Raw genomic sequence first — 20,513 nt, forward strand, 5'->3', positions numbered from 1 at the left:
TCCTGGAATGTTCTTGTTAGTCACTGATGACACTGATTGCACGGATACTTTGGAACAGCCGCCTCGCTGTAACTCGCTCCACTCGTTACGGCCTACATCTCTGTTCCCTCTGTTGTCTCCTGTAAAATCAGCGGTGCTATCCGTGTCATCCGTGGCTAAATTCTTTGCTCGTTACTCACGAAGGCGTGCCCACGGGAACTTCAACCGCTTCGAGTACGCGCTTCGTCGCTTCGGATTTATTCAACACATAATAGTGAATACCGGGCACGCCTGCTTCGAGCAGTTCGGCGGACTGTTTGGTGGCGAAATCCACACCAACTTCAAACTGTCCTGCCGGATCGTCTTCGTACTTCTCCAAGGCAGCAATGAAGTCGCTTGGCAGTTTAGCCCCACACAGACTGGCGATGCGCTGAATCTGTGCGCCGTTGGTTACCGGTAGCAGACCTGGAATGATCGGCGCAGTGATGCCTAGCTCTTCACACTTTTCGCGGAATCGGAAAAAGTCGGCATTGTCGTAGAACAGCTGCGTGATGATGGCATCGCCGCCCGCATCGACCTTGCGTTTGAGGTTTTCCAAGTCGGCGTCGGCGCTGGGCGCTTCTTGGTGTGTTTCCGGATAGCCGGCCACCAGGACTCCCATCTCGGGGAATTCGCCGCGAATGAATGCGACCAACTCATTGGCGTACGAAAACCCATCAGCCACCGGCGTAAACTTGGTTTCGCCTTGGGGAGGATCGCCTCGCAGTGCCACGACATTCTCAATTCCCAAGCCTTGCGCGCGTTGCAGATAATCACGCAACTGGTCGCGGGTGCTGCCCACACAGGTCAAATGGGTAGCGACGGCTACGCCATGCTGTTTACGCACATCGCCGATGATTTCCAGCGTGCGATTTTGTGTGGAACCACCAGCTCCATAGGTGCAGGTCACGTAGCTGGGCTTGAACTTCATGAGCTCCCTCACGTGGCCAGCTAGCGCGCGAACGCCACCGTCGGTTTTCGGAGGAAATAGTTCAAAGGAAAGCGCGAACCGACCGGGGCCGTAGGTATTGGACAGTGACATGTGGGAAGGTTGCATCGGGAACGGGGGAATGGGGAATACTGCACTTTAAGCCTACGGGCGATGGTCCGCAATCGCGTAGGCCGCTCAACAGGAGAACTGCCTAGGCGAATTTTGCACGCTCGCCGAATTACTGTAGAATGAAACTCCCACCTGCGTCCTAGGTATCCCCCTCCCCCCGACGCTCTTTGCCGTGCATATTCGCTGCTTCATTCTGTTTATTGCTTTTTCCGTGCCGCTTGTTGCGGAAGCACAGGAGAATCATCCGGCGCTAGAACCTCGTGCGGCGCGCGAGCATGTGCTGACTCCGCTGTTGGAAAGCCATTGCTACGACTGTCACTCCGGTGAAGAAGCCGAGGCCGGCGTGGCGCTCGATCAACTGAATGATGCGGGCCCTTTGCTCGGGGAGCGACGCACTTGGCTGCGTGTGTTGAATCGCCTGCGTGACGGCTCGATGCCGCCCGAGGAGTACGACCAGCCCGCGGCCGACGAGCGGCAACAAGTTTCCGACTGGCTCGATGCGGAATTGCATTCACTCGATTGTAGCCAACCGCAAAGCCCTGGGCGTGTAACGTTGCGTAGGCTCAATCGTGCGGAGTATGCGAACACGGTCCGCGACTTGACCGGTGTGACCATTGATGTGCAAGAGATCTTCCCACGCGATGAACTGGGCTACGGGTTTGATAACAATGGCGATGTGCTATCACTCTCGCCACTACTCCTTGAAAAGTACCTCGTCGCCGCAGAGCAAATCTCAGCCGAGGCGATTTCAGCTCCAGAGTCGATCCTCAAACCAAGTCGTCAGTACATGGCAGGACAATTGCGCGGCGGGCAATTGATCGCGGACAACACACGGCTGCTCAGTACCAACGGAGCCATCCAAGCCAAGGTCAACTTCCCGAAGCAAGGGCGTTACTTCCTGCGCGTGCGCTGCTACGCCACGCAGGCTGGCGATACGAATGAACTGGCAGAGATGCGCGTTGAACTGGGTGGCCAAGCGCTGAGCGTGTTGGGAGTAGCCGCAGCTCAGGATGATCCGCACACGTACGTGATTCCTCTCGATGCGCAAAAGGGAAAGCAAACGGTATCGGTTAAATTCACTAACGACTTTTATCATCCTGATGCAGTCGATGAATCGCGCCGCGATCGCAATCTATTCGTACTATCGCTGACCGTCGTGGGTCCCGTAGAAAAACAGAAAGTCGCCGCAGGCGATACGCTGCTCACCTCAGCTCCAACTCCCGAGCAATGGAGGTCTCCTGATGCTTGGCAACCGGTGGTGCGAACGGAACTTTACGAACTCGTCTCAAAAGCCTTCCGCCGCCCAGCTACCGATGACGAAGTCAATCGCTACTTGAAACTTGTAGGCACCTCGCACGAACGCGGCGATTCCTACGGACGCGCGATGCAGACGGCACTGCAAGGAGTGCTCGTTTCCCCGAAGTTCCTCTTTCGTGACGAATCTCCGACGGATGGTGGCGTCGACAAAGATAAAAAATATCGACTCAACGACCACCAACTGGCTACCCGGCTCAGTTACTTCCTTACGCTCAGTATGCCCGATCAGGAGATGCGACGACTTGCTGATCAAGGCAAGCTGTACGAACAGTTGCATCAACAAGTCAATCGACTCTTGGAAGGTGATCGTAGCGATGCCTTCTTGCGCCACTTTGGAGAACAGTGGCTAGAAACGCGCCGGCTAGAGAATTTAGAGCGAGACAAGCAGGCATTTCCCGACTACGATCCGGCACTCGCCCAATCGATGCGCGACGAGACGTTCCTGTTTCTCCGCGATATGTTGAGTACCAACAAGCCGTTGAGCAGCTTGCTCTCTTCAGATGAGAGCTATCTCGACGCGCGCCTTGCCAAGCATTATGGCGTCGTGTGGCCCGTAGACGCGGCACCTGATTCCTTCCAACGGCTGCGCCTGCCAGAAGAGCGCCGCGGCGGGCTGCTCACGCAAGGGAGCGTGCTGTCAGTAGTTTCACTGGTGGATCGCACTTCACCCGTGCTGCGCGGCAAGTGGATTCTCGATCACTTACTCAACGATCCGCCGGCTGACCCTCCACCGGGGGTTTCCGATCTGGCTAAGCAGCCAGCGGGAGAAAAACCGCAGTCACTGCGCGCCCAACTGGAGCTTCACCGGGCGGATCCTGGCTGCGCAACCTGTCACATACGTATGGATCCGCTAGGGTTCGCCCTGGAGAACTTCGATGCCCTGGGGGCCTACCGAGAACTTGAGAACAACCAGCCAATCGACGTCAGCGGCAAACTGCCCGACGGGCGTGAGCTTACCGGTGCACTAGGGCTGCAGGAGGTGTTGCTGGAAGACTTCGACGTCGTGCGCCGTGCTTTGGCCGCACAACTGCTGACCTACGCCCTGGGCCGCGGCTTAGAGTACCATGATGAGTGTGCCGTCAATGAGATTGCCGAGGCGACTAAGCAAAACGACGACAACCTAGCAGCGATGATTCACGCAGTGGTGGATAGCGCGCCATTCCAGCAACGTGAAGATGTTGTGAGAGAATAAACCCAGCGAGATCCCCGCCCCGAGCCGAACACAACCAAGTGAATTGCTATGAACAACCCACCGCAATACGACCAAGCAACCCGGCGCAGCTTTCTTAAGGGACTCAGCCTGCGCGGGCTTGGCACGGCGCTCGCTTTGCCGTTCTTGCCAAGCACGTTGCCTCGCAACCTGTGGGCAGCTACCAGTGCAGCGAAGGCGCCTGTGCGCATGGCTTTCATGTTCATTCCCAACGGTGCGAACATGGCAGCGTGGACGCCCGAGAGTGAAGGCGCAGACTTTCGCTGGTCGGAAACGCTCAAACCGCTCGCTCCGTTACGCAGCAAAGTGCAGGTGATTTCAGGCCTCGCCAACGACGCCGGTTGGGCTCATGGGGATGGGGCCGGCGATCATGCCCGCAACGCTTCAACGTTTCTCACAGGAATGCACCCAGAGAAAACTGACGGCAAGGGAATTCGTGTGGGCGTGTCAGTCGATCAACTTGCCGCTCAGCACTTTGCGGAAAGCACACGGTTTGCCTCGCTCGAACTGGGCGTCGAGAAGGGTCGCAATACCGGGCGTTGCGACAGCGGCTATAGCTGTGCGTACTCAAATAATATTTCCTGGCGAACGCCCAACACGCCAACGATGCAGGAAACCAACCCCCAGTTGGTGTTCGATCGCTTATTCAGCTCCGGCAAACCGGCTGAACAGGCGCAGTCGCGGCATATCCGCCAAGCGCAACGCCGCAGCGTTCTCGACTTGGTTCAAGAAGATGCTAGAGCGCTACAGCGAAACCTCAGCGGTGCCGATCGACACAAGCTGGCAGAGTATCTCGACGGCGTGCGCGAGGTAGAGACTCGCGTTCGCTCGGCCCAAGTCTTGCGAAAAGGCGACTGGACCGGCGACGGCTTCGAACGCCCCGCCGGGGTACCGGAAGATTACGCGGAGCACTTGCGATTAATGACCGACATGCTCGTGCTCGCATTTCAAACGGACATGACCCGCGTCGGCACGCTTATGTTCGGCCGCGCGGGGAGCAATATCAATTACGAACCTATCGGCGTGCGGCAAGGGCACCACATCCTATCGCACCACAAGAACGATGCGGCCAACCTCAAGCAGATTGCGCAGATTAACAAGTATCACGTCGAACAACTCGCCTACTTCTTGAAGCGCCTCGATTCGATTGCCGACGGCGCTGGCACGCTGCTCGACCAGTCGCTAGTCGTTTATGGCAGTGGCATTAGCGACGGCAATCGCCACAATCACGACGACTTGCCGATCGTCGTGGCAGGTGGCGGAGGGGCGACTGATGGCAGCATCGTGCGCGGCGGAACGCATCGCCGCTTCAAGCCGAAAACGCCGCTTATGAACTTGCACTTGAGCCTGCTGCAGAAAGCCGGCGTGCCGGCTACGCAGGTGGCCGACAGCACAGGTGCGTTGCCGTTGGTGTGATGTGGCGATCCTCCAAAACACCACACAACTCTTCCCAGATTGCCATCGCCGCCGCCCGAAGAAACTTGTTTCCCGGTGGTTTGGGCGTCGCGGAATACGCCAATTCCGCTATAATCGCCGGTTCTTGGATTGGCAAGGATGTCGCTCCGCGATTCCGATGCTAGTCGAATTCAAACAGTAGCCACCCAACTCGAAGTCTCCCCCCTCGGAAGCCTCGCCATGAGCCAAACGCAACTCCCCTCCACCACCGCATCGAATCTTGAACGCACGAACTGGACCGAAATCACTCCGCAGGCCTTGTACGACAAGTGCATGACCCTCGCCCGCAACTTGTGGTGGAGTTGGCACCCCGAGGTGATCAATCTGTTCCGCGATCTCGATCCCGTGCGCTGGCGTCAACTCGATCACAGCCCCATCGCGTTGCTTTCGGAAATGACCCCCGATCAGGTATCTCAACGGGCCAACGAAATGGTGCTCTACACACGCATCAATCAGGCCCATCGCCGATTGAAAGATTATCTGGCAGATGAACGAAGCACTTGGGGCGCTCGCAATGCAGGCGTGCTTGGTTCACACCCGGTCGCTTATTTCTCTGCCGAGTTTGGCATTCACGAGTCGGCACCCATCTACAGTGGTGGTTTGGGCGTGCTCTCGGGCGATCACATCAAGAGCGCCAGCGGACTGGGCGTGCCGCTCGTTGCAATTGGCCTGTTCTACGACCAAGGATACTTCAAGCAGCATCTCAACTCGGAAGGCCTGCAAGAGGAAGAGTATCTCGACACCAAGGTCGAAAACTTGCCCATGGAGCAAGCGCGCTGTCCTGAGGGCAAGCCGATCACCGTCGAAGTGAAAACTCGCGGGGAATCAATCTTCGCGAAGCTTTGGAAAATGAATGTCGGCCGCATCTCGCTTTACTTGTTGGATTGCGACGTGGAAGGCAACAGCCCGGAAGATCGCGAACTCACGTCCCGCTTGTACGGTGGCGACACACGTACACGCATTCGCCAGGAACTGGTCCTCGGCGTGGGCGGCGTTCGGGCACTTCGTGAGTTGGGCATCAAGCCGGGCGTCTATCACCTCAACGAAGGCCACAGCGGCTTCGCTCCGCTGGAAGTCATTCGCGAACGCATGGTAGACGACGGCCTCGTCTTCGACGAAGCACTCCGCGAAGTCGCCTCGCACACCGTGTTCACAACGCACACACCTGTGCCGGCCGGTCACGATCGTTTCGACGGCAAGCTCATCGAAGAGCATCTCGGCCCACTCCGCGAGAAGCTGGGTATCTCTTACGATCAACTCATGGGCCTGGGGCGTGTCGAACCCCAGAACGAAGGGGAAACCTTCTGCATGACGGTCATCGGCTTGAAACTTTCTCGCCGCGCCAACGCCGTCAGCTCCCTCCATGGGCAAGTCTCCCGGCGCATGTGGGCCCACCTCTGGCCATGGCGCGTGGAAGAGGAAGTTCCCATCGGGCACATCACCAACGGCGTGCATATCCCCAGTTGGTTGGCCTACCCCATGCACATGTTGTACGACAAATACTTCGAGAACGACTGGGTCAAGAACATGGGCAACCCAGACACCTGGCAGCCCATTTTTGATGTCGATCCGGGTGAGCTTTGGGAAACGCACAACGCCCTGAAGGCTCGCTGTATAGAGTTCGTGCGCCGCCGCGTAAGCCGTCAGTGCCGGCGCCGCAACGAGGACGAATCCATCGTCGAAGCCTCGCGCAACATCCTCGACCCCAACGCGCTGACAATCGGTTTCGCGCGTCGGTTTGCCACGTACAAACGGGCCGACCTCTTCATGCAAGACTTGGATCGCTTGGCGAAGATCGTGAACGACGAGAATCGCCCCGTGCAGTTCATCTTCGCCGGCAAGGCCCACCCGGCCGACGAGCCTGGCAAGAAGCTCATCCAGGGAATTGCCAACCTCCGGCACGATCCTCGCTTTGCTGGCCGTGTCGTATTCGTCGAAGACTACGATATCAACGTAGGTCGGCACTTGGTGCAGGGCGTCGATGTGTGGTTGAACAACCCGCGTCGCCCGCTGGAAGCCTCCGGCACCAGTGGAGAGAAAGTCGTCCTCAACGGCGGATTGAACTTCTCCGTCTTAGACGGTTGGTGGGCGGAAGCCTACAACGGCAAGAACGGTTTCGCCATCGGCCACGGCACTTCCCACGCCAACGTAGAGACGGGCGACGAGCGCGACGGCGAGCACTTAATGCAGGTGCTGGAGAACGAAGTCATCCCGCTCTTCTACGACCGCGATGCCGACGGCCTGCCCCTTGGCTGGATCGAGCACATGGCCAACAGCATCGCCACCCTCGCAGCCCGCTTTAGCGCGCATCGCATGGTGACTGACTACGTTGAGAAAGCGTACCTAGTTGCCGCCGGCGGCGTGAGCTCGGATATGAGCGTGCGGTAACGACTTGCTCAGTGAAGCTCTCCCGAGCCGACAGCCGCAGGACGTCGTGTAGACTCCAGATGGGGTAGACTCCAGACAACGCACCCGACTGCCAACGCTCCTCGGCTCGGGTTCGCTGCTGCCTACTATTGGGTAGTGCTTCGCTGTGTCGCCGCCACCCGGATTCTCGAGTGTGGGAAATCTTAAGGGCCCAAGGTTTAGAACCACAAAGAACACGAAGATCACAAAAACTCTGCTCGCCAGAATCACCTATCCACGCTAGAGATGCCTAGATTTTCGGAATCGCGTGAAACTCATTTTTTTGCGATCTTCGTGTTCTTTGTGTTCTTAGTGGTTAAGAAATAGTCTTGCCAGAAAGTATTGCCAGACACGCATTCTCAAGCAGCTTGACTTCTTAGCCTAAATAGTGTACACACGTACATTATGGCGATCCCTGCTCACTCTTCCCCGCCGCCCGCGATCTACGACTCCCCACGCGGCACGCTCGATTCCCCTCGCGGCACGCTCTACGGGGCGAATGTGCGGCGCTTGATGGCCCGCTTCAACATGACCTTGGCCGAGGTGGTCGAGGCTACTGGGCTGGATGAACGCACGCTGCGCAGCATCCTCCGCGAGAAAACCCGCCCGCATGCGCGCACGCTCCACAAGCTGGCCACCGGCCTGGGCGTCACGACCGACGAGCTCTTTCGCGAGCCATCCCGCGCTGCTCAGCAGTCAATTCAAAAAGGCCAATTGCAGCGCGCAGCATTCAATCGGGCCACCAACCCCACAGCCGTCGCTACCGTCGAGCGCCACCCGGAAATCTTCGCCGATTGGAACGAGCAAGACCTCGCCGAGCTGTGCAGCCACCGAGGCGTCGGCGGCGAACTCACCGAAGCGGGCACGCTCGCCACCGCCCAAGCAATGAACGAGCGCCGCGAGCTCCTCAACCGCGCAGCCCTGCTCCTAGAAACCGACCAAGCGGACTTGCTGCGCGAATTCATCGCGATGCTCTACAAACGGGCGAGCGTGGAGAGTTAAGGATGTTAACCTCGTTCCCACGCAGGAGCGTGGGAACGAGGATCGACTGGATAAGAAACACTCATCTCGTAAATCCAGTCGATCCAGTAATCCGGTCCAACCTCACCCCTCTTCCCGCACCACCGTTGCCACAGGCAGCACGTCGATCCGCTCCGCCTGCTCCAGCTTCTCCAACCAGTAGACCGTGCCGTCTTCGCCCACGAGCCGATCTTCGGGCTCCAGTTCGATCGCGCCGCCGAAGAGTATTTCCAAGCGCGTCGTGCTTGTCGGCGGTGTGGCCGTGCGATCGACGAGGGTTTCCACCGGCTGAATTCTCACCGGCACAGCCGTTGCGATGTACGTCCAGCTTTCGATCTCCAGCTCGCCTTCGTTGTCGACCCACACGGCCCGCTCTACGTCGACGCGGTCGCTCAGCCCGTAGGCGATGCGCAGCTCGCGCGTTTCGCATTCCCACAGGCCAACCGCCTCCAGTTGCTTGCTCGCAAGAATCGTCCAGCGATGCCCGAGCCCATCCACCAGCACGTCGCCCAGTGTCGGCTTGGCATCGCCCGCGGGGAAGACAAATCGCCAGAGCGCATCAGCAGCGGTCGCAGCACCGGCACTGGGCGCGGCTTCAGTCGTTGTGAATGTGTAGCGCCGCGCCGCAGCAATGGCCGTCGTGCTGGGAGAATCGTTTCGCGCGAGCGTCAACGGCTCCAGAAAATCGACAACCGTTGCAAAATCATCGGTCAGATCGAGGTCAATCATCCGGTCGTTCCTTCCGTGCGAATCTCAAAAGGCTGGCACTCGACGAGTTTGCGATCGCACCAGTCCACAGTGCGTTCGAGCGTTTCGATATACTCGCTCCACAGCACGCGCTGCCCGTCAAGCCAATACGTCGGCTTCGGGTTGGCGCGCAACTCGATGAGCTGGGCGAGCGTTTGCGTGCGAATAGTTGCCAGCTGTTCTTGGGTGGTCGTTTCGTCAGCCATTAGAGGCACCTCAGTTCAAAGCGAAAGACAATGGGCTGCCCAGTCACCGGGGTCAGTTCGTAACGCACCTGGTAGACAGCGCCTGCCGCGGGGAAAGCCGAATCGGTAGAAATATCGATCTCATGTCGGAAGTTGTAGCCTGTTTCATCGATACTCCAGGGCGCACCGGTTTGCAACGTGTCGAAAATCACGTCCGCGATCACGAGCGCCTGCCCATCGTGCCCCGTCACCACCGACTGCGTTGCCGGATCGCGCGGGTCGATTTGAAAGATGGAATACTCGGCTGCCGTTAGCGAGCTCTGCGTGACCGGCGAGTCGTCCGCATCGACGATCCGCGCCAGCAGCGTTGCCGTACCGTCGCGAAAGACCGCTCCGGGAATATCTCGTGCGTTGGACATTAAACAATTACCTCGCCTGCGAGTTTGGATTGGGATTCATCCGCCAGTTCCGCCCACGTCGCACCGGTAGTGGCAACTTCGCCTGCACTCGCTCCTGCGACGACCACCTCATAGGCTGCTGACATGATGTTTGCTCCTGAGTTGTGGAAGGGAAAACTGTAAGGAACGCCTTCGGTGGCATTTAAACCCACTGGCCCGGGGCGTTCCCTACAGATGTCATGCACTTTAAGAAAACGCCGCCTACCCCGTACACTTCACCACAAAGCGCGGGTTCATCACCGCGGCGGCGCCTCGTTCGCTCGCTTTGAAGCGCAGCACCACGTCGTTGTTGAAGTCTGCCTCGCTACCCAGGGGAGCTTGTGTCACGGTGATCGGCCAATTCTCCATGTAGGCAAACGCCTTGCGGAAGTCGCCCAGGAACCACCACTTCTTCGCGTCGTCGGCAGCTTCCTCAGTCGCCAACACACGCCGATACGCTAGCCGGCTCTCCCGCACGCGGTAACTGCCCAGCGGGTTGGTGGCGGTCGTCGTGGTTTCCGAACCGGCTGCCGCGTAGGTAATTTCTGCCGCGTTGAACACCCGATTCGCAGCGTGGCGATAGGCAGGCATCACCAGCACCGTCGTACCACTCACCAACACAGGCTCGTCGGTGTCCGGGTCGAGAATCTCTGCAAACAGTTGCTCGGCCGCATCCACGCTAGTCCAATCGACCAACTCATTCGAAGCCAGCTCGTTCTTCCACGGCCCGCTGGTTTGATACGTATCCAACGCAGTGCCGTTAGGCTTGTAGTTGTTGGTCGCGCCGATCACCACGTCCAGCAATCGCTTCTCTTTGCTCAGCCCAAGCGCTTCACCCACCTCGGCCGCACGACTCAGTACCAAGTGCGTGCGGTCGAAGAAAATCGCCTCCTTGGTCACCGGCACAATGAAGCCCCGTTTGGAAGTCGACGGGGTTTCGATGTAGTCCTCGCCGAAACCAAAGTGCGGGTACGGCATCCCCGGGGCGACTTCCTCAGCAACGTCGCCCAGCTTGGTAGCACCGGGGATTTTCTCGCCGTCGAGTCGCGTCGGAATCGTTTCGACCAGCTTGCTCGCCACGAACGCTTCCTGCGTGTAGGCGTCGAGAATTTTCGAGTAGATCACCTGCCCGGCGACATTCAAGAAAGCCGTCACATCGACACCGTCCGCTTCAGTGACGCTCACCGCGCCGCCGGCACGCGGGTCCAACAGCCGCACCCAATGGCGGCCGTCTGGCACCAGCGCTTCGGCCAAGTCGCGCAGGCTAAAGTCTTCCGCCTGCAGATCGCCCGAAGTAAGCGCCTCGCTCAGATGTTGCACCGTGCGATCAGCACCATCCGCTTCGTAGCGCCGCCGCAATTCTCGATAGTTCAGAGACATGTTGATCCTTTTGGTAGAAGTTTTGTTTTCCGCTTTTCGTACCACCCAACCTCGTTCCCACGCTCCCGCGTGGGAACGAGGACATAGAGGATTTACGCCGCCCCTTGCACTCCGCCGCGCATAATCGTGCTCACGATGTCCATCAACACACGTTCGCCGGCCGGGTTCACCTGGCGAGCGCAGCGACCGATTGCCAAGTTCGTCGTGGCCACCGCCTCGACTTCTTGGGAGAGTAGCTCCGTGCCCAGACCGTCTTCCGCCACGCCGATCAGCTCACCCAGCTCGACGGTCGCGCTGAGCATCGGGTACTCAAACACTCCGCTGGTGGCGATTCGCACCGGAGTCGTATCGCCGGAGGGAGAAGCCTGCATCGCGACGCCGACAAAATCGTCGTGCAACGCCTCCTGATTGGCAGCCTTGGTGCCTTGGTCAGACAGTTCCGAAGCGGCCACCGCTTGCCCGTTGCTCAAGTAAACCAAGTCGCCAATTTCAATCACTTGAGACTCGCCCGCAGGTAGTAGCACGGGATTGGTATCGCCGTAGCGCCATCGCATAACATTTGACATAGGGTTTTCCTCGGTAGGTTGGGGGATAAGTGTTAGGGGATAGGTGTTAGGGGGATAGGTGTTAGTCCGGAAGCCTCTCAGCGCACGTTGCCGACTAGCGAACTTGCTTTGATCGCCTGGGCAAACTCGCCGGCGCTGGCAACTTCCGTTGTGTCGCTCGCTAGCAGGCTTAGCTGGTCGACGCTCCGCGGACGGCGCAACAACGCTGCTCGTTCGGCAATCAGTGCGGGGAGCTCCTCCTCAGAGATCGCTCGCAGGGTGGCGAACAGACGCTCGCCGAGAGATTCCTCGACTGAACGCGACCCGCTAGCAACCAAGCCGTGCTGCTGCGCTAGCTGATGAATCTTCAAATCGCGCGAAGCCACTGTTGCTTGCGACTTCGCGAGATCGAGTTGCTCGCGCAACGTGCGTTCTGCTTCAGCACACAAGTCGGGCCGATGCAATCGCAATGTCTCCAGCGTAAGTCCATCGAAATTGGCCGCACCGGTAGCAACCGAACTGGCAGCATCACTCGCCTCTTGCGGATCGGCTTGCGATTCAAACAGCCCGTGCGTCGTAGCCGGATCGGCCACCAGATCGACACTCCTCACGTGGGTAATCTCTTCGACCACCGTTTGCGAGTCTTCCCGCGTGAGTCGTGCGAGCACATTGTGCGAGAAGCCCACATTCCGCGGGTTGTGCTGCGCGTCCCACACCAATTGCTCAGCCAGCGGATGCTTCGGATTGAAATGCAGATCGCCAAACAGGCCGCTCTGCTCAGTGCCGGCACCAACGTATTGCACATCACGAATCACGCCCAGACGATCGCGATAATCGCGCGGCACCAGCGTTCCGCCGGCCGGGTGATTCACATTCACTTTCGCTTCCTCGTAGAGTGCCGCCGCCTGACGCAGGGTCGATTCGCGATACTCGCGCCCATTCTTCGAGTGCCTACCAATGAGCTTCACGCCCCGCAGCACACCCCCCGCAGCATCCACGCGCAACCTGACGCCGCGCGAATCGACATACTCGCTAATCGGTTCCTCCAGCGAAGTGTTTCCTGGTGGGTTGTCAAACGGCAACTCGAGTTGCCGAGCCTTAGGTTCTTGGTTCATAAGCATGTCGCTCCTATCGATTTGGGGTCCGTTATCGGTTGGGATCATGACAAGAAAAAAGCCTCGCCCCCTGCGATTCCGAAGAAAGCAAAGGGCGAGGCTCGGTGCGATACCCACCGGAAGTGGGCTCGCAACTGGATACCGTTTCAAATTTGTCTAGAGTGCCTTAGTTTCGCACCTTCGTTGGCCCGCCACATCCCGAGGCGCGGTGTGTGGCAAATCCTTATGGCAAAACATTGGGAACCGCAAAGAGCGCGAAGAGCGCGGAGAAGCCAACTTTCAACACTACAAGTCGACGCGAAGAGCCCCAGAGCGTGAGTGTCTCAACGAACTCTTTCTTACTTATTTACTTTCTTGCATGTTTTCTTTGCGTCCTTTGCGGTTAATAAAACCCTGCCAGAAAACATCACCAGACACGAGGCAGAGTGGGAACGAACGTAAGTCTTACCCTCGCACCATTTGCTCGCTCGCCACGCGCACATGTTGTACGTGACCATCTTGCAAGCTCACCGTCAGCGTAGCCGTCCCGTGAAAACCGCGTTGGCTCACGCTCAGCAACAAGCGTTGCAACTCTCTCACAGGCAACTGTTGTTTCGATCCGCCGGTGCGGGTGCTTCGTGTGTCGTTCATGCGTTCATTATCCGGAAAACGCATTTCATTTCAGCAATGATTTTTGGCCACTTTGAGAGTTGGCTAGCCTGTCATCCCCAGAAGAGTCGAACGACTGAGGAATGACAGGTGGCACCTATTTTCCTGCCCACGCCGGGTGCCTACTAGCGAAGGATTCTCATCACAGAAACTCTCGCTTCACGATCAATGAGCTAGTCGCCAAGTACCCCAGGTCGACGCCTCTTGGGTTAGTTAGTAAGTGGCCAGATTGGGACCTTGCGTGATGAATTTGACCGATTTTAGGGGCTGCCGTTCGAGACAGAGGTCATCGACACCGCCTGGAGTTAGCACTAACCGCCATCCGCAGCGGCTGATGCAACCGACTGCACGAAGCGAATCTCGAAACTCGCATCGATCTAAATCACCTCCAGTATCTTCAGGAGTCTGTGTCTGCTTCCAGGAGGCGACCCACGCACGGCACTGTAAGCGAGATGAAATACGGCGGTCGATTACCGTGCAGCAGCTTACACGAGTGTTTTGCGTTGCGTCGGCGAAACGGTCAGAAGCATGTGGTCCCTTGGCGAGGAGAGCGACGAACGGTCGACGAACGGTGAAGCAACTAGCAATGGCACGACACCAGCTACTGGACTACAATCAGAATGTTGGAAGAACTCCGTCGTGAACCAGGAGCTGATTTTGCGAGAAGTTGCGTTGATCAGGTTTAAGCGAATTCACATACAGCCTGGAGGAGAAGACAAGGCAGGACATTGGTGGTTCGAAATCGGTGATCCAAATGACACCAACTCCGAAAGCTACGGATGGTGGCCCGCTAGTCCACTTGATTCTTTGTTTCATTGCCTGAAGGGTGTTGATGGTAAACTAAACAACGGTCTGTTTGGTTGTGCTCCAGCTCGAGATCCCCATCACGCAGAGGCTGCGGATGAAGAGTTTTCTCCTTTAGTAGCCCCCGAGGACGGCAGATCGGATGATGATGTCGCCGACTGCCTTCGTTTGTTTGCAAATGACTACAGAGGCAAATGGCAGTGGTTTCTAGGATGGGGGAAGAATTGCCACAACTTTCAACGTGCTGCACTGAAGCACTGTGGGCTAGAAGTTCCCAGTAACATCAGGAGGATCAAATTATGACAGGAGGGACACAGAACTCGCGAGACACTCGTTACTTTCGTTCGTTTTCTGCCCACCGGCACCCTGTGCAACCCCAAAAACAACTTGAGTATCCTCAGGCCCAAGAACTCTCGACCTATTACGAAGCTCAATACGACGAACAAGGACGCCTCGTCGAGTTTGCTAAGAAGTTGCGAGTAAACGATGACTCGGTCGAAGAATGGCGCATCGTTTTCACGGAAATGTACCAGTATCTCGAAAGTGGAAGCCTCAAGCAGCGTACTTTGAGAATCCCCGGACAAAGCGATCAAATCTGGGAATTTACTGAAAACCAGACGTCTTGGTCGGATTACTTCGAGCGACTGTCCGAACGGTGGTTTCGGCGGTCAAGCCCTATCGATCGACCCTCGCCCTCGCAGCTATCCTTGCTCGTTCACGAGCAGTTCACGGAATTAGAAGCGGAAGTATTTGAAGCTTCTGTTGGTGGGCCACGCGACAATGAATGGGCTTTCAATACCACATTGCAAATACTAAACAGAACGCGCGACATCATCGAGGAGATTGTTCCAAAAGCTGCTGCACGGATTTGTGCTTTGGCTATAGCTGAAGGGCAACAGGACGGACTCGTGTGGAAAGGATTCGATGAGCCCGAACCCAGCCTTTCCGGGGTTATCGAATCTTGGCGAGATGGGCATCCAGAAGTAGGCGAGCTTGAAACAGTCACACTCTTGGCCAAACGCGATCTTGATGAGATGGGCCAACGTTGGGCGGCTGCTGCAAAGATTGCCTCGATTACCTTCGCACCTATTAGAGCCGCCGATGGCGAAGACCTAACCATTGGCGCGATGCTTTTCCTCATAGCAGGGCAAACACTTAACGACGACAATCTTTGCGTCGTGAATTCTATCTTCCGCCGGCTGTTGCAGCAAATTCAGTCCGTTCTCGATATGGCCCGGGTCTACCAGACCTCGAATCAAAACTCCCAATGGCCCTAGCTCATGCGGCCTCACGCTTAGTTGTTTCAGGCGTGACCTGTGTGGCTTGGCTTAGCGACGCTTTCTCTGCCCCATTATTCCACCATGAAGCTAAACGCTTACTGAATGCCGCCTCGTAGTATCCAGGCTTGCTGCGTTCGTCTGTCTCTCTTGGCATTACAGATCCCTCCTGGAAGCATTTACGAATTCCTGCGCATATTAGGCAAGGCAGATACTGTGGGTCAATACCGAATCGCAGTGGTCCGCTAGCACTACTTCAGCGTGTCGTTTCGAGCGTCGCAGTCAAGCCAAGTGCATGGTGCCCCGGGGGCGAGTTAGCTTTGCACACTGATTTCGTGCAAATGGCTAATGGACATAAGTACGTTCGTGACATTTACCATTGGCAACGGTATCTTCGTAGAGTGCGGCGATGGGTCACGACCGATTTCATAGACGGGGTCTTGTCGGTGACGCACTCATGCACTGGGGACGGACGGTTTCGCAACTGCAGAGGTGTATCTACCGACTCCAATTCATGAATATGCAAACTGCTGAGTCTGGACAAACATCAGCAGATTCCGTCCGACGCTAACTCGCTGAGGTTGTCCAAACCGAATGTCAGTTTGGGCAGCAACTTATCTAATACATGAGTGACCCTCATGGGTCGCTGACAGCCGAGTGTCCTCTCATGCTCCGCATATCAATCAGCCCGCTTCGTTTCAGTAATCAACTGGGTAGGCCCGTCTTTCAACGGCTCGCCAAGATCGATGACTAGCGGCTTTCCTTGCAGGACTTGCTCGACCCATTGCTTGAAGTGCGCCGTCTCCTCATCAAAGTAGCGAGCAAAGTCGCGCCCCGGGCAGCCGGTTTGCCCCTTGGCGACCTTCGCGTGGGTCGTGATCGCTTCGCTGGGTAAGTCGTATCTCGATACCAGCCAGGCAACCAATTGGACGGCTGACTCTACTTGCGCGGGGCTGGGTCGTTGAGCTTCAAAATTGCCCATTAATTCGACGCCAAGAGTACCGGCCAATTTGTATTTCGTATTCGTCTCCGGTTCGTACTCGAGTGATCGGCCTTCGTAGATCGTACCATCGGGCGCGATAAGAAAGTGATACGGCAAATCGGGCCAGTAGGTGTTGCGTGGCGGTTTTTCAATCTCAGGTCGACGTTTTCCCCACGATTGCATGTTGCGAATGAACTGCACCGGATCGCGATCGGTGGTCCACAGCACACCCGCATGGTGCAGCATCACCCGCCTGGGCGCATGCCGACGGTCGTCATCAATCGGATCAGGTCGAGAACCCCACTGGGCGGCGCTAACGAACCTTTTAGGTTTGGGCACTTTGACGCGTTGCTGGAAAGCCTTCTCCTGGGGACTGAGCTTCTTAGAACTGGGCTGCTTAGGCGTAAGCTCCGCAGGCTCCGTAGCGACACTCAAGGAAGTGGTGAGTAACATTCCGGCTAGCAAGCCAGCTTGGCAGAATCGACTCATCGGTAAGTTACTCAACTTGGCATGAGGAAGGGAACGCGAAGACTCTCACCCAGTATGCACCTGAGTGCTACTTGATGGCAAGAATTATTCACCACAAAGAACACAAAGGGCACGAAGAAAACAAGAAAAAGAGTTTCTCAAACCACCTGCTATCTGGGTTGGTTCGCGTAGAGTTGTAGCTTCGAAAGGCGGCTTCTTTGTGATCTTCGTGATCTTCGTGTTCTTCGTGGTTCCAAGAGTTTCGCCGTTGAAGTCTGCCACACACGCGAGTTCGGACATGTGCATTAGCCCCCAGCCACCGCGATGTTCTTCTGTTCCTGTTCGTAATCAAATCCCAGCCGTTGACTCCACGTCTGGGGTGAGAGAATGCCCTTCTCGAAAGCAACGCGTTCGACCTGGCATTCGCGCAGTTGGTCGCGCACGCGTAGGCTCGGCGGGATGATCTGGATTTCTACCAGCTCGCGCACACCTGCAGGCAAGCGACCGGCTGATACTGCTCCCGCGATCACACGCCACAACAGGGTGCAATCGTCCTGCATGAGTGTCGCCTGCAGGCGCTCGAACATCTTCACCGCGGGGCCCTCCGCCACCAGCGTCGAGGCGTAATTGGCGTTGGACGCGTCGGAGGTGAACATGAACTCAGGCATCACCAGCCGCGCGGCAATGGCGCGTAGTTCTGCCTGCAAGACGGTGACAAAGCTAGCCGCATCGATGCCCGCAGCTGGGAAGTCGTACTCCAGTCCCGCCGGCGCGTCGAGAATCGTGCCCGGCGCGTATTTCGTCACGCCAGGAGCGTTACTCCCAGGTGTTGCCGACGTTTGATCGGCCACGAATTGCTCCACCCCGTTGCGTGTGGCGCTGCGATGCTTGCGAATCAAGGCGATGGCGGACTGGATCTCTGCCACGACGCTCATATTCCGCAGCAGCTTCTCCACGCGACGCAAATTACTACGCACGGCAAAGTACAACGGCAGACCGCGCTTCACGTTGCCATCGACATTTGCCTTGCGATGCTGCACCTCCTCGGCAGGCACCGGGCGGCCATCGACGTAGTAGCCGAGCACCGTCTCCACATCGTCCACCTCGGTTTGAATCCCGAAGCTCACGCCGGGGGTGCGTTTCAACTCACCCGGTGTGGTGATTTGCTCCGGCTCGATGAATCGCACGCGTGTCAGCCCATCGGGCGCGGGAAACACGCGCAAGAACGCTTCGCCATCGCGATCCATACGCCGCACAATTTCCTGCTGGCGACTTTGCCAGCGATTTTCGTGCGTGAACTCGTCAAGCACGTTCTGCACCTCCATCACCAACGTAGCCGGCGCGTCGACGCCCTTGCGAACGGTCGCCAAGTATTGATGCCCAGGTCCCACCAGGTAACTGATGCGATTCTCCATGCCATTGATGGCAAACTCGTTAGTCGCCGCCAACAATCGGCATTGTCGGCGCACCTCAGCCAGCTGCGTTTCGTCGCGCACGAGACTCGCCGTGCCGCTGGGACTTTGCCCATCGACACTCACCTCCGGCCACCACTGGCCATCGCCGTCGAGAAACGCCTCCCGCGGATCGACCAGCGAGTCCCATAGCAGGTCGCAAGCTTCACTGACGCGGGCTTCGAGTTGGTGCATTGAGTTCTTTGGCATCGTTGTTTCTCCGGTCATAGGTTTCATTTTTAGTTCCTAACTCCACGCAACCTCGTTCCCACGCTCCTGCGTGGGAACGCAAGAGATTGCCGCTCCGCGGCACTGCACCCTGGCTCAACATGCACTCCTGAGGAATACCGAAAGCAGTGCATCGCCGCAGAGCGGCTGGATATCCCGTTCCCACGCGGGAGCGTGGGAACGAGCTCTCTAATCACACAAGTCGCTCCCCCAGTCCGTCTCCTTTGCCGTTACCGTGATGCAACTGCTCTGCTAAGCGCAGTGCCATCTCCAGCGCATCGGGTCCGTCGTCATAGGTGCCCAGTGGGAAATCGCGCAGTTGATCCACCAGCAGGCGCGTCGACGGGCTACCCGCGTGAAATCGCAATCGCCGCTGCGAGAGGTACGGCCCCAGCCGGCGGATGCGTACTTGTTTGTTCGTGGTGTTAGTGATCGCGTAGGGCTGGCAGACGGGCAGAGCGCGCCGACGGAACTCCGCGATAAACTCACCCGCCAACAGTTCTTGAAATTGATTCGTCTCCACGCCAAACGCAGCGGGCTGAAACTGCTGGTGCAGTTTCACACCCGTGGCAACCATCTCCGGCGTGGGACGACGGTCAAGATTCGCCTTGATGTAGAGGATCCCCTTGGCGTCGACGCCCAGCATGACGAACGCGGAGTAGTCCCCATGGCGTGCGTCGGAGCCTTTACTCGGATCGAGTGCCATCGTCTTCAACTGCAAGTCGGCCGGCCAATCGCGGAACCACATTTCGCCCTCGTCAAAGTAGCTCTCCGGCCATTCGCAGCGCTCGGGGTCAATCGGCGAGCTTTGCTTCTCACGCTCAAACGCCGTGCGCCCTTCTTCGGTGCGCATGCGCATCAGACGGTACAAGTCCTCCTCGTCAGGCCACAGGAGCACCGCGCCCGCATCCATCTTCGCGCGGTTCCGCTCGTAGAAGGCTCGCGCCTTGTCTATTGCGTTGGGCGTTTCGCGATCGCAGTAGAGCTGCTCCCACTTGTCCCACAGGTCGGTGTTCGTGGGCCAAGTTTCGATGGCGCGAAACAGTGAGGATTTCCAACCGGGCGTGTGCAGTAGCTGCATGGCTAACGCATCGCGATGGAGCGCGGTTGCCAGATTCACCAAGTTCGTTCGCTTCGAACCGGCCTTGAGCAGCGAGCCGTCAAACCAATGGCGGCTTAATTCTCGCTGAGCAGCAGATGCAATGTGGCTATCGTTCTGCAGATCGTCGCACACAATGAGCGTCGGCCGATTCGAACCCCGTCGCCGCCCGCGCAATCGCTGCCCGGTGCCATACGCTTCGATAACCGAGCCGTTAGGAAGCTCGATGGCCGAAGCCCGCCAGCGGGGACCTTTGCCCACAGCACCCGGATAGTCGGCAGCTAGCAGCTCGTTGGTTTCCAGCTCGTGCTTGATGTTCTCCAAGTGCGTTTGTGCTTGGTTCTTCGTGTCCGAGACGATCCACACGTAAGGTTCCTGGTCTTCCAGCACCGCCTGCAAAACAAAGCTGAGCGAGCCAATGGTACTTTTGGCCGCACCGCGCGGGCCGACCACGTTGAGCTTGCCGCCCCGCTCGCGCCGCAGCCGGTCGAGTTCCTTGCCAAGCCACTTGTGGAGTTTCGAGGGCGCACGCAGGAAATGTGTCGGCAAGTAGCGACGCCCCCACTCGAGCGTACCCAAGCCTGACTGCGCAAGGTCGCACGCTTGCTCGCGTGATACGCGGGAAATCCCTCGGCAGAGTGCGTTTTCTGGAGTCATGCTT

General features: G+C 57.7%; 19 protein-coding genes. 6 read left to right on the forward strand and 13 right to left on the reverse strand.

The features are described 5' to 3' along the window. Positions 1 to 175: 175 nt before the first annotated feature. Positions 176 to 1,075, reverse strand: a complete 900-nt coding sequence (gene metF, locus HG15A2_RS21875) for a methylenetetrahydrofolate reductase [NAD(P)H] (RefSeq protein WP_246117825.1) — start codon at positions 1,073 to 1,075, stop codon at positions 176 to 178. 175 nt (positions 1,076 to 1,250) lie between these two features. Here metF and HG15A2_RS21880 point away from each other — a divergent pair, with 175 nt between their 5' ends. The 4 genes from HG15A2_RS21880 to HG15A2_RS21895 all read left to right on the forward strand — a co-directional run bounded on the left by HG15A2_RS21880 (position 1,251) and on the right by HG15A2_RS21895 (position 8,468). Continuing rightward, a complete protein-coding gene (locus HG15A2_RS21880; RefSeq protein ID WP_145063321.1) occupies positions 1,251 to 3,587 on the forward strand; it encodes a DUF1592 domain-containing protein in 2,337 nt (778 codons plus the stop codon). Between the two features lie 48 nt (positions 3,588 to 3,635). Further along, the gene (locus HG15A2_RS21885) at positions 3,636 to 5,021 is read left to right on the forward strand and encodes a DUF1552 domain-containing protein (protein WP_145063323.1); all 1,386 of its coding nucleotides are present in this window, start codon (positions 3,636 to 3,638) and stop codon (positions 5,019 to 5,021) included. Positions 5,022 to 5,240: 219 nt separating this feature from the next. Continuing rightward, a complete protein-coding gene (gene glgP, locus HG15A2_RS21890) occupies positions 5,241 to 7,448 on the forward strand; it encodes an alpha-glucan family phosphorylase (RefSeq protein WP_145063325.1) in 2,208 nt (735 codons plus the stop codon). Positions 7,449 to 7,871: 423 nt separating this feature from the next. Continuing rightward, the gene (locus tag HG15A2_RS21895; RefSeq protein ID WP_145063327.1) at positions 7,872 to 8,468 is read left to right on the forward strand and encodes a helix-turn-helix domain-containing protein; all 597 of its coding nucleotides are present in this window, start codon (positions 7,872 to 7,874) and stop codon (positions 8,466 to 8,468) included. A gap of 102 nt (positions 8,469 to 8,570) precedes the next feature. Here the strand turns inward: HG15A2_RS21895 and HG15A2_RS21900 are convergent, their stop codons facing one another. From HG15A2_RS21900 to HG15A2_RS21930, 8 genes are all read right to left on the reverse strand, one after another. Further along, the gene (locus HG15A2_RS21900) at positions 8,571 to 9,215 is read right to left on the reverse strand and encodes a hypothetical protein (RefSeq protein ID WP_145063329.1); all 645 of its coding nucleotides are present in this window, start codon (positions 9,213 to 9,215) and stop codon (positions 8,571 to 8,573) included. After that, positions 9,212 to 9,439 carry a hypothetical protein gene (locus HG15A2_RS21905; protein WP_145063331.1) on the reverse strand — a complete coding sequence of 76 codons (228 nt, stop codon included), beginning with the start codon at positions 9,437 to 9,439 and terminating at the stop codon, positions 9,212 to 9,214. Before HG15A2_RS21905 ends, HG15A2_RS21900 begins: the two co-directional genes overlap by 4 nt. Beyond that, entirely contained in the window at positions 9,439 to 9,837 is a 399-nt protein-coding gene (locus HG15A2_RS21910) for a hypothetical protein (RefSeq protein WP_145063334.1), read from the reverse strand. The genes HG15A2_RS21905 and HG15A2_RS21910 overlap by 1 nt, the downstream gene beginning before the upstream one ends. After that, positions 9,837 to 9,962 (reverse strand): hypothetical protein, encoded by a 126-nt coding sequence (locus HG15A2_RS24910; RefSeq protein ID WP_261342141.1) that lies wholly within the window; start codon positions 9,960 to 9,962, stop codon positions 9,837 to 9,839. Before HG15A2_RS24910 ends, HG15A2_RS21910 begins: the two co-directional genes overlap by 1 nt. Positions 9,963 to 10,077: 115 nt before the next feature. Continuing rightward, on the reverse strand, positions 10,078 to 11,235 hold the full coding sequence (locus HG15A2_RS21915) for a phage major capsid protein (RefSeq protein WP_145063336.1): 1,158 nt from the start codon (positions 11,233 to 11,235) through the stop codon (positions 10,078 to 10,080). Positions 11,236 to 11,327: 92 nt separating this feature from the next. Beyond that, on the reverse strand, positions 11,328 to 11,801 hold the full coding sequence (locus tag HG15A2_RS21920) for a capsid cement protein (protein WP_145063338.1): 474 nt from the start codon (positions 11,799 to 11,801) through the stop codon (positions 11,328 to 11,330). Positions 11,802 to 11,878: 77 nt separating this feature from the next. Beyond that, positions 11,879 to 12,895, reverse strand: coding sequence for a hypothetical protein (locus HG15A2_RS21925; RefSeq protein WP_145063340.1), 1,017 nt, complete (start codon positions 12,893 to 12,895; stop codon positions 11,879 to 11,881). Positions 12,896 to 13,339: 444 nt separating this feature from the next. Further along, positions 13,340 to 13,525 carry a hypothetical protein gene (locus HG15A2_RS21930; protein WP_145063342.1) on the reverse strand — a complete coding sequence of 62 codons (186 nt, stop codon included), beginning with the start codon at positions 13,523 to 13,525 and terminating at the stop codon, positions 13,340 to 13,342. 657 nt (positions 13,526 to 14,182) lie between these two features. Here HG15A2_RS21930 and HG15A2_RS21935 point away from each other — a divergent pair. Then, positions 14,183 to 14,650 (forward strand): hypothetical protein, encoded by a 468-nt coding sequence (locus HG15A2_RS21935; RefSeq protein WP_145063344.1) that lies wholly within the window; start codon positions 14,183 to 14,185, stop codon positions 14,648 to 14,650. Continuing rightward, positions 14,647 to 15,624 (forward strand): hypothetical protein, encoded by a 978-nt coding sequence (locus HG15A2_RS21940; RefSeq protein ID WP_218932172.1) that lies wholly within the window; start codon positions 14,647 to 14,649, stop codon positions 15,622 to 15,624. Before HG15A2_RS21935 ends, HG15A2_RS21940 begins: the two co-directional genes overlap by 4 nt. 1 nt (position 15,625) lies before the next feature. Here the strand turns inward: HG15A2_RS21940 and HG15A2_RS24355 are convergent, their stop codons facing one another. From HG15A2_RS24355 to HG15A2_RS21955, 4 genes are all read right to left on the reverse strand, one after another. After that, the gene (locus HG15A2_RS24355; RefSeq protein WP_218932173.1) at positions 15,626 to 15,781 is read right to left on the reverse strand and encodes a hypothetical protein; all 156 of its coding nucleotides are present in this window, start codon (positions 15,779 to 15,781) and stop codon (positions 15,626 to 15,628) included. Between the two features lie 522 nt (positions 15,782 to 16,303). Further along, positions 16,304 to 17,095: a peptidoglycan recognition protein family protein gene (locus HG15A2_RS21945; protein WP_145063348.1), complete on the reverse strand. Its 792-nt coding sequence runs from the start codon at positions 17,093 to 17,095 to the stop codon at positions 16,304 to 16,306. 284 nt (positions 17,096 to 17,379) lie between these two features. Beyond that, entirely contained in the window at positions 17,380 to 18,735 is a 1,356-nt protein-coding gene (locus HG15A2_RS21950; RefSeq protein ID WP_218932174.1) for a phage portal protein, read from the reverse strand. 211 nt (positions 18,736 to 18,946) lie between these two features. Next, on the reverse strand, positions 18,947 to 20,509 hold the full coding sequence (locus tag HG15A2_RS21955) for a phage terminase large subunit family protein (protein WP_145063352.1): 1,563 nt from the start codon (positions 20,507 to 20,509) through the stop codon (positions 18,947 to 18,949). Positions 20,510 to 20,513 lie beyond the last annotated feature (4 nt).

This window comes from Adhaeretor mobilis, from assembly GCF_007741515.1.
Taxonomy (GTDB): Bacteria; Planctomycetota; Planctomycetia; order Pirellulales; family Lacipirellulaceae; genus Adhaeretor; species Adhaeretor mobilis.

What these genes read in the sequence shown, in the direction of transcription:
- HG15A2_RS21905 (WP_145063331.1), bottom strand. Translation starts at nt 9,439, where the DNA reads ATGGCTGACGAAACGACCACCCAAGAACAGCTGGCAACTATTCGCACG.
- metF (WP_246117825.1), bottom strand. Translation starts at nt 1,075, where the DNA reads ATGCAACCTTCCCACATGTCACTGTCCAATACCTACGGCCCCGGTCGG.
- HG15A2_RS21945 (WP_145063348.1), bottom strand. Translation starts at nt 17,095, where the DNA reads ATGAGTCGATTCTGCCAAGCTGGCTTGCTAGCCGGAATGTTACTCACC.
- HG15A2_RS21955 (WP_145063352.1), bottom strand. Translation starts at nt 20,509, where the DNA reads ATGACTCCAGAAAACGCACTCTGCCGAGGGATTTCCCGCGTATCACGC.
- HG15A2_RS21910 (WP_145063334.1), bottom strand. Translation starts at nt 9,837, where the DNA reads ATGTCCAACGCACGAGATATTCCCGGAGCGGTCTTTCGCGACGGTACG.
- HG15A2_RS21950 (WP_218932174.1), bottom strand. Translation starts at nt 18,735, where the DNA reads ATGCCAAAGAACTCAATGCACCAACTCGAAGCCCGCGTCAGTGAAGCT.
- HG15A2_RS21930 (WP_145063342.1), bottom strand. Translation starts at nt 13,525, where the DNA reads ATGAACGACACACGAAGCACCCGCACCGGCGGATCGAAACAACAGTTG.
- glgP (WP_145063325.1), top strand. Translation starts at nt 5,241, where the DNA reads ATGAGCCAAACGCAACTCCCCTCCACCACCGCATCGAATCTTGAACGC.
- HG15A2_RS24910 (WP_261342141.1), bottom strand. Translation starts at nt 9,962, where the DNA reads ATGTCAGCAGCCTATGAGGTGGTCGTCGCAGGAGCGAGTGCAGGCGAA.
- HG15A2_RS21940 (WP_218932172.1), top strand. Translation starts at nt 14,647, where the DNA reads ATGACAGGAGGGACACAGAACTCGCGAGACACTCGTTACTTTCGTTCG.
- HG15A2_RS21895 (WP_145063327.1), top strand. Translation starts at nt 7,872, where the DNA reads ATGGCGATCCCTGCTCACTCTTCCCCGCCGCCCGCGATCTACGACTCC.
- HG15A2_RS21900 (WP_145063329.1), bottom strand. Translation starts at nt 9,215, where the DNA reads ATGATTGACCTCGATCTGACCGATGATTTTGCAACGGTTGTCGATTTT.
- HG15A2_RS21925 (WP_145063340.1), bottom strand. Translation starts at nt 12,895, where the DNA reads ATGAACCAAGAACCTAAGGCTCGGCAACTCGAGTTGCCGTTTGACAAC.
- HG15A2_RS21915 (WP_145063336.1), bottom strand. Translation starts at nt 11,235, where the DNA reads ATGTCTCTGAACTATCGAGAATTGCGGCGGCGCTACGAAGCGGATGGT.
- HG15A2_RS21920 (WP_145063338.1), bottom strand. Translation starts at nt 11,801, where the DNA reads ATGTCAAATGTTATGCGATGGCGCTACGGCGATACCAATCCCGTGCTA.
- HG15A2_RS21885 (WP_145063323.1), top strand. Translation starts at nt 3,636, where the DNA reads ATGAACAACCCACCGCAATACGACCAAGCAACCCGGCGCAGCTTTCTT.
- HG15A2_RS24355 (WP_218932173.1), bottom strand. Translation starts at nt 15,781, where the DNA reads ATGCCAAGAGAGACAGACGAACGCAGCAAGCCTGGATACTACGAGGCG.